Source organism: Leclercia pneumoniae, assembly GCF_017348915.1.
Classification (GTDB): domain Bacteria; phylum Pseudomonadota; class Gammaproteobacteria; order Enterobacterales; family Enterobacteriaceae; genus Enterobacter; species Enterobacter pneumoniae.
Window position 1 is genome coordinate 3,802,788 of sequence record NZ_CP071383.1, and the last position, 16,543, is coordinate 3,819,330.

The 16,543-nt window shown below is 55.5% G+C and carries 11 protein-coding genes; 6 read left to right on the plus strand and 5 right to left on the minus strand.

Translation table 11 applies throughout. From position 1 onward, the window contains the following. Window positions 1-143: 143 nt before the first annotated feature. From arcB to lptF, 3 genes are all read right to left on the minus strand, one after another. Entirely contained in the window at window positions 144-2,477 is a 2,334-nt protein-coding gene (gene arcB, locus JZ655_RS18475) for an aerobic respiration two-component sensor histidine kinase ArcB (RefSeq protein ID WP_046885776.1), read from the minus strand. 135 nt (window positions 2,478-2,612) lie between these two features. Continuing rightward, window positions 2,613-3,695: an LPS export ABC transporter permease LptG gene (lptG, locus tag JZ655_RS18480; protein ID WP_046885775.1), complete on the minus strand. Its 1,083-nt coding sequence runs from the start codon at window positions 3,693-3,695 to the stop codon at window positions 2,613-2,615. After that, complete coding sequence (gene lptF / locus JZ655_RS18485; protein WP_040073862.1) at window positions 3,695-4,795, minus strand: LPS export ABC transporter permease LptF; 1,101 nt, start codon at window positions 4,793-4,795, stop codon at window positions 3,695-3,697. Before lptF ends, lptG begins: the two co-directional genes overlap by 1 nt. Before the next feature lie 266 nt (window positions 4,796-5,061). Between lptF and pepA the strand changes: the two genes are divergently transcribed. The 5 genes from pepA (at window position 5,062) to ahr (ending at window position 11,664) form a co-directional block, all read left to right on the plus strand. Then, on the plus strand, window positions 5,062-6,573 hold the full coding sequence (gene pepA / locus JZ655_RS18490) for a leucyl aminopeptidase (RefSeq protein ID WP_040073861.1): 1,512 nt from the start codon (window positions 5,062-5,064) through the stop codon (window positions 6,571-6,573). Window positions 6,574-6,640: 67 nt separating this feature from the next. Continuing rightward, the gene (gene holC / locus JZ655_RS18495; RefSeq protein WP_040073860.1) at window positions 6,641-7,084 is read left to right on the plus strand and encodes a DNA polymerase III subunit chi; all 444 of its coding nucleotides are present in this window, start codon (window positions 6,641-6,643) and stop codon (window positions 7,082-7,084) included. Further along, window positions 7,084-9,939 carry a valine--tRNA ligase gene (locus JZ655_RS18500; protein WP_207292474.1) on the plus strand — a complete coding sequence of 952 codons (2,856 nt, stop codon included), beginning with the start codon at window positions 7,084-7,086 and terminating at the stop codon, window positions 9,937-9,939. Before holC ends, JZ655_RS18500 begins: the two co-directional genes overlap by 1 nt. Before the next feature lie 123 nt (window positions 9,940-10,062). After that, window positions 10,063-10,566 (plus strand): GNAT family N-acetyltransferase, encoded by a 504-nt coding sequence (locus JZ655_RS18505; RefSeq protein WP_046885773.1) that lies wholly within the window; start codon window positions 10,063-10,065, stop codon window positions 10,564-10,566. A gap of 78 nt (window positions 10,567-10,644) precedes the next feature. Further along, window positions 10,645-11,664 carry an NADPH-dependent aldehyde reductase Ahr gene (ahr, locus tag JZ655_RS18510; RefSeq protein WP_040073857.1) on the plus strand — a complete coding sequence of 340 codons (1,020 nt, stop codon included), beginning with the start codon at window positions 10,645-10,647 and terminating at the stop codon, window positions 11,662-11,664. Window positions 11,665-11,710: 46 nt separating this feature from the next. Here the strand turns inward: ahr and JZ655_RS18515 are convergent, their stop codons facing one another. After that, window positions 11,711-13,348 carry a glycerone kinase gene (locus JZ655_RS18515; protein WP_207292475.1) on the minus strand — a complete coding sequence of 546 codons (1,638 nt, stop codon included), beginning with the start codon at window positions 13,346-13,348 and terminating at the stop codon, window positions 11,711-11,713. 126 nt (window positions 13,349-13,474) lie between these two features. On the opposite strand from JZ655_RS18515, the gene JZ655_RS18520 reads away from it, so the two are divergent. After that, window positions 13,475-14,977, plus strand: coding sequence for a helicase HerA-like C-terminal domain-containing protein (locus JZ655_RS18520; protein WP_207292476.1), 1,503 nt, complete (start codon window positions 13,475-13,477; stop codon window positions 14,975-14,977). Here JZ655_RS18520 and mnmL read toward each other — a convergent pair. Continuing rightward, window positions 14,957-15,898 carry a tRNA modification radical SAM protein MnmL/YtqA gene (mnmL, locus tag JZ655_RS18525; protein ID WP_207292477.1) on the minus strand — a complete coding sequence of 314 codons (942 nt, stop codon included), beginning with the start codon at window positions 15,896-15,898 and terminating at the stop codon, window positions 14,957-14,959. The genes JZ655_RS18520 and mnmL overlap by 21 nt on opposite strands. Between the last annotated feature and the right edge of the window lie 645 nt (window positions 15,899-16,543).

A 16,543-nucleotide genomic window follows, 5' to 3' on the forward strand; every position in this document is an offset into this window, starting at 1 on the left:
ATTTAAGATTTGCTATCTTAACTGCGTGCGGCCTAAATTTTGAGGCGGCGTCTGGTTCCAAAATGATAACAATGTTCTCTACAGGCGCAGCCAAGATTTCCCTGGTGTTGGCGCAGTATTCGCGCACCCCGGTTTAGCCGGGGTCATTTTTTTCTGCTTTCTACCCACGCTTTCAATACCGCCACATCGTTCTGCCACTCTTGCTTCATCTCTTCGACCCATTCACCGACATTATCGGACCAGGCAGGAAGATCGGGGCTCTGGATCTGCTGACCAAGCTGTTGCAGATGACGCAAACCTACCGATCCCGCTGCGCCTTTAATTTTATGCCCCTCTTCCACGATGCCTTTCTGATCGCGCGCGGTCAGGTTCGACTCCAGCACCGCTAAATAGCCAGGCATCATCTTCTCGAAGACCGCCAGCCCATCGGTAATCAGCTTCGGGCCAACCAGTTCGATGTATTGTTCAAGCATGGCGATATCCAGCAAGGTATGCGCTTTATCGGTATCAACCTTCGTCATGGTGCTCTCCTCTTCGTCACAGGTATCCCAGTACTTCTTAATCATGGCAGTGAGAGCAGGTACGGACAGCGGCTTGCTCAGCACATCGTCCATCCCGGCCTCCAGATACTCTTTTTTATCCTTCAGCACGTTCGCGGTCAGCGCCACCAGCGGCGGCAGCTCGTCACGGCTGTAGCGACGCGTGAGCTCACGCGAAATATCCAGCCCGGTCATATCCGGCAACTGGATATCAAGCAACAGCAGGTCATATTCGCCTGGCGTGAACATCTCCAGCGCGGCAGTCCCGGTCATGGCGACATCCACGCTACTGCCCAGCTTTTCCAGCACCGAGCGCGCCACAATGACGTTAAGTTCAATATCTTCCACCAGCAAGACGTGCAGCGCGGGCAGCGGTAAATCATCGTGAGCGAAGGTATCTTCCACCTCTTCTGCCACCGCCGGAGCATGCACGCTCAGAGCAAACAGCGAGCCCTTACCCGGGTTGCTGGAGACGGTGATATCGCCGCCCATGCTTTTCGCCAGACGACGCGATACTGCCAGACCTATACCGGTGCCGGTGGCAGGCTTACCGCCCTGACTATCTTTCACCTGATAATACATGGCAAAGATCTTATCCTGCTCTTCCTGTGGAATGCCGATCCCTGAGTCTTCAACCTCGAAATGCAGCATCTCCCCTTCGCCGTAGCGAACCCGCACCGACACCTGCCCTGCCTGCGTAAACTTGACGGCGTTACTGATCAGATTCCACAGAATCTGGCGCAGACGCGTACCATCGGTGACCACTTTATGGGGCAACGGCAATGTCGGCTCCAGCACAAAGCGTAGACCTTTCTGCTGCGCTTGCAGGCCTGACAGATTTTCCAGGTCGGCCAGGAAGCTGGTGAAGTCTACCGGCTGGTTATCCAACTGAACTTTACGCCGCTCCATTTTATCCATGTCGATAATGTCGTTGAAAATATTCCCCAACGTCACGGCTGAAACATGGATAGTCTTAAGGTATTTCTCCTGCTCGGCAGACAGCTCGGTATCAAGCAGAATACGGCTTAGCCCGACGATACCGTTAAGGGGCGTACGCAGCTCATGGCTGATGGTCGAGATAAAGGTGGTCTTATCCCGGCTGGCGCGCTCCAGCGCATCCTGATAGCGCTTACGTTCGGTAATATCGCGGCCAAAGCCCATCAGGCCATGGCGTTTACCCACGCGGTCGTAATAGGGAACTTTGCGGATCTCAAAGCAGGCTTTGCGCCCATCCGGATAATCCAGCCACTGTTCGTAGGTGAGGGAGACGTTGTGACGGAAGACTTTTTCATCCGTTTCAATGACTTTTGCCGCCGCCTCTTCGGAATAGACGTCCTGCGGTTTGAGGCTAACCAGCTGTTTTTCACTTTTGCCGGTCAGCAGTTCCATTGCCCGGTTGCAGCCGGAGAACTCTTTATCCTCATTACGGTAGAAGACCAGATCCGGTGAGGCATCAAGAAACGAACGAAGAAAAGAGGATTGCTGTTCGAGCTGGATCTGCGTCTCTTCACGCTCTTTCATCTCTACCTTCAGCTGCTCCAGCGTTACGCGGCGCTCTGCTTCGGCTTTTTCACGATCTGAAATTTCCTGATTAAGCTGTGCAATGTTGTCCTTCAACTGAACATTGAGCTTCAGATCACGCTCGCGCATCTCCTCCAGTTTCTCCACCAGCCGGGAGAGGCGCTGACGCGACTCCTCGAGCTGCTCGACCACCACCGACAGGAAGTAGACCGCCCAGGGGGTAATCAACAGACCGAAGAAAATAGAGCGGATGACGTCGATACTTTCGACCTGCCCATGCAGCACCATGGTCACCGCCATCTGTACCACAATCGCCAGCACTACCAGCGCCAGGGCGAGCAACATGGAGAAGCGTACCAGGCCAAGCTTCATCATGAGATCGACGTAGTACTGCGCCAGCATTCGAATTTGCTTCATAGAGGATTCCTTCACGGCTTCATCGCACAATCATACTCAAATTTCAGGCAAGACGTTGAAGGTTGTGCGAAAAAGTGCGGGGTAGAGCGGGAGATCCCCCTCGCTCCCACGACGGGGAGAGAGGGGTAAAGCAGGTCAGGAGCGTTTTAGCATCAGCCAGAGGCTGATAACGAAGAAAGATGCGCTTGGCAGCAGGGCACCAATCACCGGCGGTATGCCATACACCAGGGTCAGCGGACCGAAGATCTGGTCCAGCACGTAGAAGACAAAGCCAAAGCTAATCCCGGTGACGACGCGCACGCCCATGGCTACGCTACGCAGCGGCCCGAAGATAAAGGAGAGAGCCATCAACATCATGACCGCCACGGAGAGTGGCTGGAAGATTTTGCTCCACATATTGAGCTGATAACGACCGGCATCCTGGCCACTCGACTTAAGATACTTCACATAGTTGTGAAGGCCACTGATAGAGAGCGCGTCCGGATCCAGCGCCACCACGCCGAGCTTGTCCGGCGTCAGGTTGGTTTTCCAGGTGCCACTGACGGTTTGCGAGCCCGTGATCTGTTTTGGATCCTGCAGGTTAGACTCGTCAACCTGCGACAGACGCCAAAGTTTATTGTCTGCATCAAAGGTCGCCGATGCCGCATAACGTACCGCCTGCAGCCGGCGCTGATCGTTAAAGCTATAAATGCTTACGCCGCCAAGGGAGTTGTCGCCCTTCACGCGTTCGATATAGACAAAGTTATTTCCGTCTTTCGCCCACAGCCCCTGCTGGGTTGAGAGCAGCGAGCCGCCGTACATGGCCTGCGCACGGTAGTTACGCGCCATCTGCTCGCCCTGCGGTGCCACCCATTCGCCGATGGCCATGGTCAGCAGCACCAGTGGAATGGCGGTTTTCATGACCGACAGCGCCACCTGCATACGGGTAAAGCCAGAGGCCTGCATGACAACCAGTTCACTGCGCTGTGCCAACATCCCCAGACCCAGCAGGGCACCTAACAACGCCGCCATCGGGAAGAAGATCTGCACATCTTTTGGCATGCTGAGCAGGGTATACATACCTGCACCCAGAGCGTCGTAACTCCCCTGCCCGGCCTTTTTCAGCTGATCAACAAACTTGATGATGCCGGAGAGGGAGACCAGCATGAATAACGTCATCATGATGGTGGTAAAAATGGTTTTACCGATATAGCGGTCTAAAACGCGAAAAGCCTGCATTACACCGCTCCTTTACGCATAAAACGGGATCTGAAACGGCGCATCGGCACGGTATCCCAAAGGTTAAGCGCGATGGCCAGCAACAGATACAGCACGTTGACCGCCCAGGTCCAGATAACCGGGTCGATTTTGCCTTTCCCACCGTTCGATTTTATGGAGGTCTGCAGCAGGAAGAACACCAGATAGAGCAGCATCGCCGGCAGCATTGACAGCACACGTCCCTGACGCGGGTTGACCACGCTCAGCGGAACCACCATCAGTGCCATCATAAACACGGTGAATACCAGCGTAATACGCCAGTGCAACTCTGCCCGGGCGCGATCGGTATCGGTGGTGAAGAGCGTACGCATGTTCATCTGATCCGTATCGCTCGGGTCCAGCGCGACCGCCTGGTGACCAATGATCGCCTGGTAGTTCTGGAAGTCGGTAATACGGAAATCGCGCAACATGGCAGTGCCTTCAAAGCGGGTGCCTTTGTTCAGCGTGACGACCTGAGACCCATCTTTAGTCTGAGAAAGCTGGCCTGAATCAGCCACCACCACGGAGGGACGGGCATTGCCTTTCGGTCGAATTTGCGCGAGGAAAACGTCGTTGAACCGGCTACCGTCAACGCTTTCGATAAACAGGACCGAGTTGCCGTCGCTGGCTTGCTGGAACTGTCCCTGGGCCAGGGCAGCCATGCCGGGGTTGGCTTTCGCTTCAGCTAGCACTTCATCCTGATGGCGCGATGACCAGGGGCCTGCCCACATCACGTTGACGGCGGCAACGATACCGGTAAACAACGCCAGTACCATGGCGGCTTTTACCAGTACCGCTTTGCTCAGTCCGCAGGCGTGCATGACGGTGATTTCACTTTCGGTATAGAGTTTACCGAGCGTCATCAGCAATCCGAGGAAAAGGCTCAACGGCAGGATCAGCTGCGCCATTTCAGGCACGCCTAACCCGAGGAGGGAAAGCACCAGATTTGTAGGAATTTCGCCGTCGACCGCTGCACCGAGGATCCTCACCAGTTTCTGACAGAAAAAAATCAGAAGCAGGATGAAGAGTATTGCCAGCTGGCTTTTGAGCGTCTCCCGCACCAGATATCTTATGATTATCACATTAAATACGCCCGTAAAAACCCGTCTTTTTGCTGGAAAATCGCTTGTTTCATGGCTTAAACGTCATTTATTCTCTTGAGTCGTCGAAATCATCGCTAAGATTAGAACACCCGACGGATTCGCGCTTCAGAAGATGTAATGATGTGTCGAAACCGTAATAACGTAAGATTAACACGAAGTCACCGCAACAGCGGGCATGAGTTACGAAAGGTTTCAATTCTATCCGTAGCGGCCGCTGTTGTCTTTAAGATTCAGGAGCGTAGTGCATGGAGTTCAGTGTAAAAAGCGGCAGCCCGGAGAAACAGCGGAGCGCCTGTATCGTTGTGGGTGTCTTTGAGCCCCGCCGCCTCTCCCCCATCGCCGAGCAACTCGACAAAATCAGCGACGGCTATATTAGTGCCCTGCTGCGCCGTGGCGAACTGGAAGGCAAACCGGGACAGACCTTATTACTGCATCATGTTCCCAACGTACTGTCCGAGCGTATTCTTCTGATCGGCTGCGGTAAAGAACGTGAGCTGGATGAGCGCCAGTACAAACAGGTTATTCAGAAAACTATCAATACGCTGAATGATACTGGCTCAATGGAAGCGGTCTGCTTCCTCACCGAGCTGCACGTTAAAGGCCGTAACACTTACTGGAAAGTACGTCAGGCCGTTGAGACGGCAAAAGAGTCGCTGTACAGCTTCGATCAGCTGAAAACTAATAAAAGCGAACCCCGTCGTCCGCTGCGTAAAATGGTCTTTAACGTGCCTACCCGCCGTGAACTGACCAGCGGTGAACGTGCGATTCAGCATGGTCTGGCCATCGCTGCCGGTATTAAAGCCGCGAAAGATCTGGGTAATATGCCACCAAACATCTGTAACGCTGGCTATCTGGCCTCGCAGGCGCGTCAGTTGGCAGACTCTTACAGCAAAAACGTCATCACCCGCGTGATTGGCGAGCAGCAGATGAAAGAGCTGGGCATGCACTCCTACCTCGCGGTGGGAAATGGTTCCCAGAACGAATCCCTGATGTCGGTCATTGAATACAAGGGCAATCCATCTGAAGACGCACGCCCTATCGTGCTGGTGGGTAAAGGCCTGACCTTTGACTCCGGTGGTATCTCCATCAAACCTGCCGAAGGCATGGATGAGATGAAGTACGACATGTGCGGTGCGGCGGCCGTGTACGGTGTCATGCGTATGGTGGCAGAGCTGCAACTGCCGCTTAACGTCATCGGCGTACTGGCCGGCTGTGAAAACATGCCGGGTGGCCGCGCATACCGCCCAGGCGACGTGCTGACCACCATGTCCGGTCAGACCGTTGAAGTGCTGAATACCGATGCTGAAGGCCGCCTGGTGCTGTGCGACGTCCTGACCTACGTTGAGCGCTTCGAACCTGAAGCAGTTATCGATGTGGCAACCCTGACCGGGGCCTGCGTCATTGCGCTGGGCCACCACATCACCGGGCTGATGTCGAACCACAATCCGCTGGCGCACGAGTTGATTGGCGCGTCCGAGCAGGCTGGCGACCGCGCATGGCGACTGCCGCTGGCCGACGAGTTCCAGGATCAGCTGGAGTCGAATTTCGCGGATATGGCGAATATCGGCGGCCGTCCGGGTGGTGCCATCACCGCGGGCTGTTTCCTGTCGCGTTTCACCCGTAAGTACAACTGGGCACACCTCGACATCGCGGGTACCGCATGGCGCTCCGGCAAAGCCAAAGGCGCCACCGGTCGTCCGGTTGCGCTGCTGTCGCAGTTCCTGCTCAACCGCGCCGGCTTTAACGGCGAAGAGTAAACCCGAAAGCCGGGTGGCAGATGCCACCCGGTTTCGCATTTAAAATCACCACAAGAAGCCCCATATCATGAAAAACGCAACGTTCTATATTCTGGACAACGATACACAACAGGATGGCCTGAGCGCCGTTGAACAACTGGTGTGTGACATTGCCGCAGAACGTTGGCGCAGTGGCAAGCGCGTGCTCATCGCCTGTGAAGATGAGCAGCAAGCCATTCGTCTTGATGAGGCGCTATGGGCGCGACCTGCCGAGAGTTTTGTCCCACACAATCTGTCGGGTGAAGGGCCGCGTGGCGGTGCCCCGGTGGAGATAGCCTGGCCACAAAAACGTAACAGCAGCGCGCGCGATATCCTGATAAGCCTGCGTACTGGCTTTGCAGATTTTGCCACCGCTTTCACAGAAGTGGTAGACTTTGTCCCCTACGAAGATTCCCTGAAACAACTGGCGCGCGAACGCTATAAAGCGTACCGCCTGGCTGGTTTTAACCTGAATACGGCAACCTGGAAATAATGGAAAAGACATATAACCCACGCGATATCGAACAGCCGCTTTACGAGCACTGGGAACAGCAGGGCTATTTCAAGCCTAACGGCGATGAAAGCAAAGAGTCCTTCTGCATCATGATCCCGCCGCCGAACGTCACCGGCAGTTTGCATATGGGTCATGCTTTCCAGCAGACCATCATGGACACCATGATCCGCTACCAGCGCATGCAGGGTAAAAACACCCTGTGGCAGGCGGGGACTGACCACGCGGGTATCGCGACCCAGATGGTCGTTGAGCGTAAAATTGCCGCTGAAGAGGGTAAAACCCGCCACGACTACGGTCGCGACGCGTTCATCGACAAAATCTGGCAGTGGAAGGCAGAATCTGGCGGCACCATTACCCGCCAGATGCGTCGTCTCGGCAACTCCGTGGACTGGGAGCGCGAGCGCTTCACCATGGACGAAGGCCTCTCCAACGCTGTGAAAGAAGTGTTTGTCCGTCTGTATAAAGAGGACCTGATTTACCGTGGCAAGCGCCTGGTAAACTGGGACCCGAAACTGCGCACCGCCATCTCTGACCTGGAAGTGGAAAACCGCGAGTCAAAAGGCTCGATGTGGCACATCCGCTATCCGCTGGCCGACGGCGCAAAAACCGCAGACGGTAAAGATTACCTGGTGGTTGCTACCACCCGTCCGGAAACCCTGCTGGGCGATACCGGTGTGGCCGTTAACCCGGAAGATCCGCGCTACAAAGATCTGATCGGTAAATTTGTGGTCCTGCCGCTGGTTAACCGCCGTATTCCGATTGTGGGCGACGAACACGCCGACATGGAAAAAGGCACCGGCTGCGTGAAAATCACCCCGGCCCACGACTTCAACGACTACGAAGTGGGTCGTCGTCATCAGCTTCCAATGATCAACATTCTGACCTTCGACGGCGATATCCGTGAAAGCGCAGAAGTGTATGACACTAAAGGCAACGAGTCTGATGTTTACGCAAGTGACATCCCGGCCGAGTTCCAGAAGCTGGAACGCTTCGCCGCGCGTAAAGCGATCGTCGCTGCCGTAGATGCGCTGGGCCTGCTGGAAGAGATCAAGCCTCACGATCTGACCGTGCCGTACGGCGACCGTGGCGGTGTGGTTATCGAGCCAATGTTAACCGACCAGTGGTATGTGCGTGCCGACGTGCTGGCTAAACCTGCTGTTGAAGCGGTTGAAAACGGCAGCATCCAGTTCGTGCCGAAACAGTATGAAAACATGTACTTCTCCTGGATGCGTGACATTCAGGACTGGTGTATCTCCCGTCAGCTGTGGTGGGGCCACCGTATTCCGGCGTGGTATGACAACGAAGGCAACGTCTACGTTGGCCGCACCGAAGACGAAGTGCGTCAGGAAAATAACCTGGGCGCTGACGTTGCCCTGCGTCAGGACGAAGACGTGCTGGATACCTGGTTCTCCTCCGCACTCTGGACCTTCTCTACCCTCGGCTGGCCGGAAAATACCGATGCCCTGCGTCAGTTCCACCCAACCAGCGTGATGGTTTCCGGCTTCGACATCATCTTCTTCTGGATCGCCCGCATGATCATGATGACCATGCACTTTATTAAAGATGAAGACGGCAAACCGCAGATCCCGTTTAAGACGATCTACATGACTGGCCTTATCCGCGATGACGAAGGTCAGAAGATGTCTAAATCCAAGGGTAACGTTATCGACCCGCTGGATATGGTCGACGGTATTTCGCTGGAAGAGCTGCTGGAAAAACGTACCGGCAACATGATGCAGCCGCAGCTAGCCGAGAAGATCCGCAAGCGTACCGAGAAGCAGTTCCCGAACGGGATTGAGTCTCACGGTACCGACGCCCTGCGCTTCACCCTGGCGGCGCTGGCCTCTACCGGCCGCGACATCAACTGGGACATGAAGCGTCTGGAAGGTTACCGTAACTTCTGTAACAAGCTGTGGAACGCCAGCCGTTTCGTGCTGATGAATACCGAAGATCAGGATTGCGGCTTTAACGGCGGCGAGATGACGCTGTCGCTGGCTGACCGCTGGATCCTGGCGGAATTCAACCAGACGGTGAAAGCCTTCCGTGACGCACTGGACAGCTTCCGCTTCGACATCGCGGCAGGCATCCTGTACGAATTCACCTGGAACCAGTTCTGCGACTGGTATCTGGAGCTGGCGAAGCCGGTGATGAACGGTGGTTCTGAAGCAGAACTGCGCGGTACGCGTAATACGCTGATCACCGTGCTGGAAGGTCTGCTGCGCCTGGCGCACCCGGTCATTCCGTTCATTACTGAAACTATCTGGCAGCGCGTGAAGGTGATTGCAGGTATCAACGCCGACACCATCATGCTGCAGCCGTTCCCGGAGTTCGATGCCGCTAAAGTAGATGAAGCCGCATCAGCTGATACCGAATGGCTGAAACAGGCGATTGTTGCTGTGCGTAACGTTCGTGCAGAAATGAACATCGCCCCGAGCAAGCCGCTGGAACTGCTGCTGCGCGGTTGCAGCGAGGCTGCCGTTCGTCGTGTGAATGAGAACAGCACCTTCCTGAAAACCATGGCGCGTCTGGAGAGCATCACCGTGCTGCCTGCCGATGACAAAGGTCCGGTTTCTGTGACCAAAATCATCGACGGCGCCGAGCTGCTGATCCCAATGGCGGGTCTGATCGACAAAGATGCCGAGCTGGCGCGTCTGGCGAAGGAAGTGGCGAAAGTCGACGTGGAAATTGGCAAAATCGAAAGCAAACTGGCGAACGAAGGCTTTGTCGCCCGCGCGCCGGAAGCGGTCATCGCCAAAGAGCGTGAGCGTCTGGTTGCTTTCGCCGATGCAAAAACCAAACTGATTGAGCAGCAGGCGGTTATCGCAGCCCTGTAATGCTTTTACCCCTTACGCTTCAGGGCGTAAGGGGTTTCCTCCCTGAAAACTCCTCGCTTGCACTCCCTTTGCTCCGGTGCTATTAACAGCAGCTGTGTGTCAATTTTTGTCATGAGTAATGCTATGAGCGTGATTGCCCCCGTCGCGACGACGATGCGTCGTATCACTGAACAGGACAACCCGGCTATCGCCGCCGTTATCCGCACCGTTTCCGCCGAATATGGCCTCACGGCCGATAAAGGCTACACCGTAGCCGATCCAAACCTCGATGAGCTGTTCCAGCTATACAGCCAGCCGGGCCACGCCTACTGGATCATTGAGCAGGCAGGCAAGGTTGTGGGCGGTGGCGGCGTGGCGCCTTTGACCTGCAGCGAGCCCGATATCTGTGAACTGCAGAAGATGTACTTTCTGCCCGCCATTCGCGGCCAGGGGCTGGCGAAAAAGCTGGCGCTGGTAGCGCTTGAACACGCGCGCGCTGAGGGCTTCACCCGCTGTTATCTCGAAACCACCGCGTTCCTCAAAGAGGCCATTGGCCTGTATGAACACCTGGGCTTCGAACATATCGACGCGCCGCTGGGCTGCACTGGCCACGTCGACTGCGAAGTGCGGATGCTAAAGACCCTCTGATACTGCCCCCATTCTGTTAAGCGGCTGTAAACTGAATGCTCTACACTCTCAGTTCAACACCATAACGGGGGAATAAAGATGTCGATGATAAAAAGCTATGCCGCGCCGCAGGCGGGTGCAGAACTTGAGCTGTACGAGTACGATGCGGGTGAGCTAAAAGCAGAAGACGTCGAAGTTCAGGTAGATTATTGCGGCATTTGCCACTCGGATCTGTCGATGATCGACAACGAATGGGGCTTTTCAAATTATCCCCTGGTTGCCGGGCATGAGGTCATCGGCCGTGTGGTTGCGCTGGGCACTGCCGCGCAGGACAAAGGGCTGAAAGTTGGCCAGCGCGTGGGCATTGGCTGGACGGCACGCAGCTGTGGACATTGTGATGCCTGTATCAGCGGTAACCAGATTAACTGTCTGGAAGGCGCGGTACCTACCATTCTCAATAAGGGCGGGTTCGCCGACAAACTGCGCGCCGACTGGCAGTGGGTGATCCCGCTACCGGACAGCATTGATATCGAATCCGCAGGCCCGCTGCTCTGCGGCGGTATTACGGTATTTAAACCGCTGCTGATGCACCACATCACCGCCACCAGCCGCGTGGGCGTAATTGGTATTGGCGGACTGGGCCACATTGCCATTAAGTTACTGCACGCCATGGGCTGCGAAGTGACGGCGTTCAGCTCTAACCCGGCGAAAGAGCAGGAAGTGCTGGCAATGGGCGCCGATAAAGTGGTGAACAGCCGCGATCCGGAAGCCCTGAAAGCGCTGGCGGGTCAGTTCGATCTGATCATCAACACCGTGAACGTCGATCTCGACTGGCAGCCGTACTTTGAAGCGCTGGCCTACGGCGGTAACTTCCATACCGTTGGGGCAGTGCTGAAGCCGCTGCCGGTTCCGGCATTTACCCTGATTGGTGGCGATCGCAGCGTATCTGGCTCTGCAACCGGCACACCGTTCGAGTTGCGCAAACTGATGAAGTTTGCCGGACGCACCAAAGTGTCCCCAACCACCGAACTGTATCCGATGTCGAAAATCAATGAGGCTATCCAGCACGTGCGCGACGGCAAGGCCCGTTACCGCGTGGTGTTAAAAGCCGATTTCTGATGTGACTACGCCGGGTGGAGGCATCGCCCCACCCGGCTTTTCTTCGCTACTTCGCCAGCGCTTTAAACACCTCCGCCACCGCCACCGCACCCGGATCGGTCACCCCTTGAAGATTCTCTTTATTGACATAGGATGAACGCCCCGCACCGGCTTTGTGCATGCTGGCCGTCGCCTCTGCACCCTGCTGAGCGGCCTGTGCAGCAGCCTGAATATCCCCTTGCTGCAAAGCTTCCAGCGCGGGCTGGAGCGCATCGATCAGGGTGCGATCCCCAGGCGCGGCCCCACCGTAATGCTTCATTTGCGCCAACCCGCTCAACAACGACTCTGGCACGGTTTTACCCTCCAGCAACGACTGCCCGGCGGCGGTAAAGAAGATCGACATCAATACGCCGCTCGAGCCGCCCATCACCGTCGCCAATCTTTCACCCACCAGCAATAACAACTTCGCGGGATCATTTAGCGGCAACTGCTTTTGCGCAAGGCGTTGGGCTATCTCCTTCGCACCTTGCGCAAAGGTAGATCCGGTATCGCCATCGCCTACTTTCGCATCCAGCGCGTTGAGCCGGTTTTCCAGATCCAGCAGCGTCTGCGTCGCTGCGCCCACCCACGCGGCAATTTGCGCATTATCGGAGGGGGTAAATTCCACTTTGTCGCGCACAACCTCGTGCGATACCGTACGCATTGGCGCAAAGGCGACGGGTTTTTGCCAGCCCAGGGTCTCCACTGGCGAATTGAGTGCCTGCTCAAAGGTGTCGTTCAGCTTCAAACACGAGAGCGAAAAGCCTTTCATATCCAGCGAACTGACCAGCGTCGCCGGGCCGATAAGCCAGTCAATCTGGTCTTTTACCGCTGAGTGCGCCAGCTCTTTGGTAAGCTGCGCCATCTCCAGCGCAGATACGCCGCCGAGGTTATTGATCATAACCGCCAGCCGCCCGGCGCCAGCCTGCTCCTGCAGCGGTTTCACCAGGGTGTCGATGATTGTTTTACTGTTCTGGGTATTGACAATCGACGCACCCGGCTCACCGTGGATCCCGAGACCCAGCTCGACTTGCCCCTGCTGGATACGCCCCTCTTCTTCATCGCTGCCGGGCAGACTGCATGTGCGCATCGCCACACCGAGGCTCCAGAGGTTATCGCAGGCCTGCTGGGCGAGATCCCGAACCTCACGGAGCGATTTCCCCTGCTCGGCAGCGTAACCGGCTATCTTATGCACCAGCACCGTACCCGCAATGCCTCGCGGTTGTTTGTTATCAGGCAGAGCAATGTCGTCGGCCACGATCACCATTTCGACGTTCAGCCCGTAGCCCTTGGCCTTTTCTGCCGCGAGGCCAAAGTTCAGACGATCGCCGGTATAGTTTTTGACGATCAACAGGCAGCCATGCTCGCCCGTTACCGCCATGATCGCATTCAAGACCGCGTCAACGCTCGGCGAAGCAAAAAGATCGCCGCACACCGCTGCGGTGAGCATCCCCTTGCCCACAAACCCGGCATGGGCGGGTTCATGACCCGAACCACCGCCGGAAATAACCGCCACGCGGCTTTTATCCCAGTCAGCACGGGCGACAACGCGAATAGCCGGGTCAATATCAAGCCTGGCGAGATTAGCGTGTGGTGTAGAAATCAGCATGCCTTCAATGGCGTCATTGACCAGCTGTTCGCGGTCGTTAAAAAAGAATCTGGACATAATTTCCCAAAAAGTTGATAACCGTATGGAAAAGCATAGTCCGCACTGGGTAATGCGCAGCAAACAAAGGAATTTGCGCATCAGGTTGCCTATACTCCACCCAGTGCCCAGAAAAGGAATTGGATCATGAGTACTCCTCTGCTAATTGCTCGTACGCTGGATCACGAGCTGTTTCTCCTCCCTGCAATGGCAAACCGACACGGGCTCATTACCGGTGCCACCGGCACGGGCAAAACCGTCACCCTACAAAAGCTGGCTGAATCATTCTCAAGCTGTGGCGTACCGGTATTTGTGGCCGATGTGAAGGGCGATTTGACCGGCATTGCGCAGGAGGGCGTTGGCTCAGAGAAGCTGCTCGCCAGACTGAAAAACATCGGTGTGACCGACTGGCAACCGCAGGGTAACCCGGTCGTCTTGTGGGATATCTTCGGCGAAAAAGGCCACCCGGTACGTGCCACCGTTTCCGATCTGGGCCCGCTGCTGCTGGCACGGCTGCTCAATCTGAACGAGGTGCAGTCTGGCGTGCTGAATATCATCTTTCGTATTGCCGACGAACAGGGATTACTGCTGCTGGATTTCAAAGATCTACGCGCTATCACCCACTATATTGGCGATAACGCCAAATCTTTCCAGACCCAGTATGGCAACATCAGTTCCGCCTCGATTGGCGCTATTCAGCGTGGATTGCTCACGCTTGAGCAGCAAGGCGCCGGGCACTTCTTCGGCGAACCGATGCTGGATATTAAGGACTGGATGCGCACCGACAGTAACGGTAAGGGCATCATTAACATTCTGAGCGCGGAAAAGCTCTATCAGATGCCCAAACTGTACGCCGCCAGTCTGCTATGGATGCTCTCTGAAATATATGAACAACTCCCTGAAGCGGGCGATCTGGAAAAACCCAAACTGGTGTTCTTCTTTGACGAAGCACATCTGCTGTTCAGCGGTGCTCCGCAGGTCTTACTCGACAAGATTGAACAAGTGATCCGTTTGATCCGCTCGAAAGGGGTTGGCGTCTGGTTTGTTTCGCAAAATCCGTCCGATATCCCTGACAACGTACTGGGTCAGTTAGGTAACCGCGTACAGCACGCCCTGCGCGCCTTCACGCCAAAAGATCAAAAGGCGGTTAAAGCGGCCGCACAGACCATGCGCGCCAATCCAGCGTTCAGTACGGAAGAGGCAATTCAGGCGCTGGGCACCGGTGAAGCCTTGATCTCCTTCCTGGATGTCAAAGGCAGCCCCTCAGTGGTAGAGCGCGCAATGGTGATCGCACCCAACTCACGTATGGGGCCCGTCACTGACGATGAACGTAACGGGCTAATTAACCACTCTCCGGTTTACGGCAAATACGAAGACGAGATCGATCGGGAATCGGCTTTTGAAAAGTTACAGGCGGGGATAGAGGCGAGCCCGCAGCAGCAGAGTGCTCCCACTGCGAAAGGCGATGCAGCGGCCACGGACGATGGCATTCTGGGCGGGCTCAAAGATATTCTGTTTGGCAGCACCGGGCCGCGCGGGGGTAAGCGCGACGGCGTGGTACAAACTATGGCGAAAAGCGCAGCACGCCAGGTCACCAATCAGATCGTACGCGGCATGCTGGGCAGCTTGTTAGGCGGACGTAGACGCTAAAGGTGGTAGCCAAGGGCGCCCCAGGGCACTCCCCTGAACCCCGTGCTCAATGAGGTATTTATCGATTTCCACCATCCCCGTCCAGCGGTTCTCGCACCAGAGCGGTGCCAGCAGCGTTGGACGGCGGGCGCTGGCGGATATACGGTGGTAAACCACTTCTGGCGGCGTATGGCGGATCATCTCCCCCGCCGTCACGGTGTACTCTTCGAGTGTAATTCCATTTACCCTTCCCGCTTCCCAGGCCTTTGCCATAATACTGCCGGTCACGATATGTAGCGGATGCAGCTTGATGCCATCCACGCCGGTTTCGACCACATTTTCCAGCGTCTCGAGCCCCTGCTGGAGCCCCTCTCCGGGCAAGCCTACAATCAGATGCGAGCACACCTTAAGCCCCCGTTCACGCGCCAGCCGCGTAGTGCGCTGGTAGCAGGCAAAGTCATGGCCGCGATTAATACGGTGTAGCGTTTTGTCGTGCGCGCTCTGTAACCCCAACTCCAGCCAGACTTCATAACCCTGCGCGTGGTATTCGCTCAGCAGGTCTAATACGGCATCAGGGACACAATCCGGACGCGTGCCGACACAGAGCCCGACGATATTCGCCTGGCTTACGGCCTGCTGATACATGGCGCGCAGTACCTGCACCTCTGCCCAGGTGCTGGTATAAGCCTGGAAGTAGGCCAGATAATGTCTGGCGCGATTGACCCGGCTCGCCTGATGCGCCAGCTGTTCAGCCATGGAGTGCTGCTGCTGTGTTTCATCGGCGAAAGAGGCCACGTTGCAGAAGGTACAGCCGCCACGGCCAATAGTTCCATCGCGGTTGGGGCAGCTGAAACCACCGTGCAGCGTCAGCTTATGGACCTTTTCGCCATAACGACGTAAAAGATCCCCACCAAACATATTGACTAATTTCTGTAACTGCATAATCTGATAGACCGCCCCGCTGAAAGGGGCCTAGCCTGCCATTTTTAGCCACAGTCGGCGATGACCTGGATCAATCGCCCTGGACGGCTATTATTCATTTGAATAAAAAATCAAGATTACTGCAATTTCATTCAAGCATTAGCCAATTACTTTTCCTTATGTTCAGCCGCTTTTTTTTCATTTATAGCGTCACTGCTGAAAAAGAGTGTGATTATGCGGGTTTGATCGCCACCCCAGAGTAATATCCTGCCAAAAACAAGCTTTTCAGCATCCCACGTGGATAATACCGCTTTCAGATAGTGAGTCAGATCACACTACCCCGCTCCCTCCCTTGGCCTTTTGTGGTTGTAAAATTCGTTAAATATCTTTTTATTTCAATTAATTAAACATGCTTTAGCACATTTTCGTATAAATAAGATTGCCATTTGACCTGATAACCGATTCCCGATAAGTTGGAAATCCGCTGGAAGCTTTCTGGATGAGCAGTCTGCTCATCATATTTATGCAGTAATTGAGATTCCCTCTGAAGCAAGTCCTCAAACTTGTTTACCTGCGCGAAAGGATGAAAAAGAGGGCGAATGCGAGGTACGCGTATGAAACGCAAACCCCGTCGCCATGCTCTTTCTGTGCCTGTGCGCCACGGTT

Excerpts from the sequence above, each read along its gene's own strand:
- pepA (WP_040073861.1), top strand. The coding sequence starts at position 5,062 with ATGGAGTTCAGTGTAAAAAGCGGCAGCCCGGAGAAACAGCGGAGCGCC.
- mnmL (WP_207292477.1), bottom strand. The coding sequence starts at position 15,898 with ATGCAGTTACAGAAATTAGTCAATATGTTTGGTGGGGATCTTTTACGT.
- holC (WP_040073860.1), top strand. The coding sequence starts at position 6,641 with ATGAAAAACGCAACGTTCTATATTCTGGACAACGATACACAACAGGAT.
- JZ655_RS18515 (WP_207292475.1), bottom strand. The coding sequence starts at position 13,348 with ATGTCCAGATTCTTTTTTAACGACCGCGAACAGCTGGTCAATGACGCC.
- JZ655_RS18500 (WP_207292474.1), top strand. The coding sequence starts at position 7,084 with ATGGAAAAGACATATAACCCACGCGATATCGAACAGCCGCTTTACGAG.
- JZ655_RS18505 (WP_046885773.1), top strand. The coding sequence starts at position 10,063 with ATGAGCGTGATTGCCCCCGTCGCGACGACGATGCGTCGTATCACTGAA.
- JZ655_RS18520 (WP_207292476.1), top strand. The coding sequence starts at position 13,475 with ATGAGTACTCCTCTGCTAATTGCTCGTACGCTGGATCACGAGCTGTTT.
- ahr (WP_040073857.1), top strand. The coding sequence starts at position 10,645 with ATGTCGATGATAAAAAGCTATGCCGCGCCGCAGGCGGGTGCAGAACTT.
- lptG (WP_046885775.1), bottom strand. The coding sequence starts at position 3,695 with ATGCAGGCTTTTCGCGTTTTAGACCGCTATATCGGTAAAACCATTTTT.
- arcB (WP_046885776.1), bottom strand. The coding sequence starts at position 2,477 with ATGAAGCAAATTCGAATGCTGGCGCAGTACTACGTCGATCTCATGATG.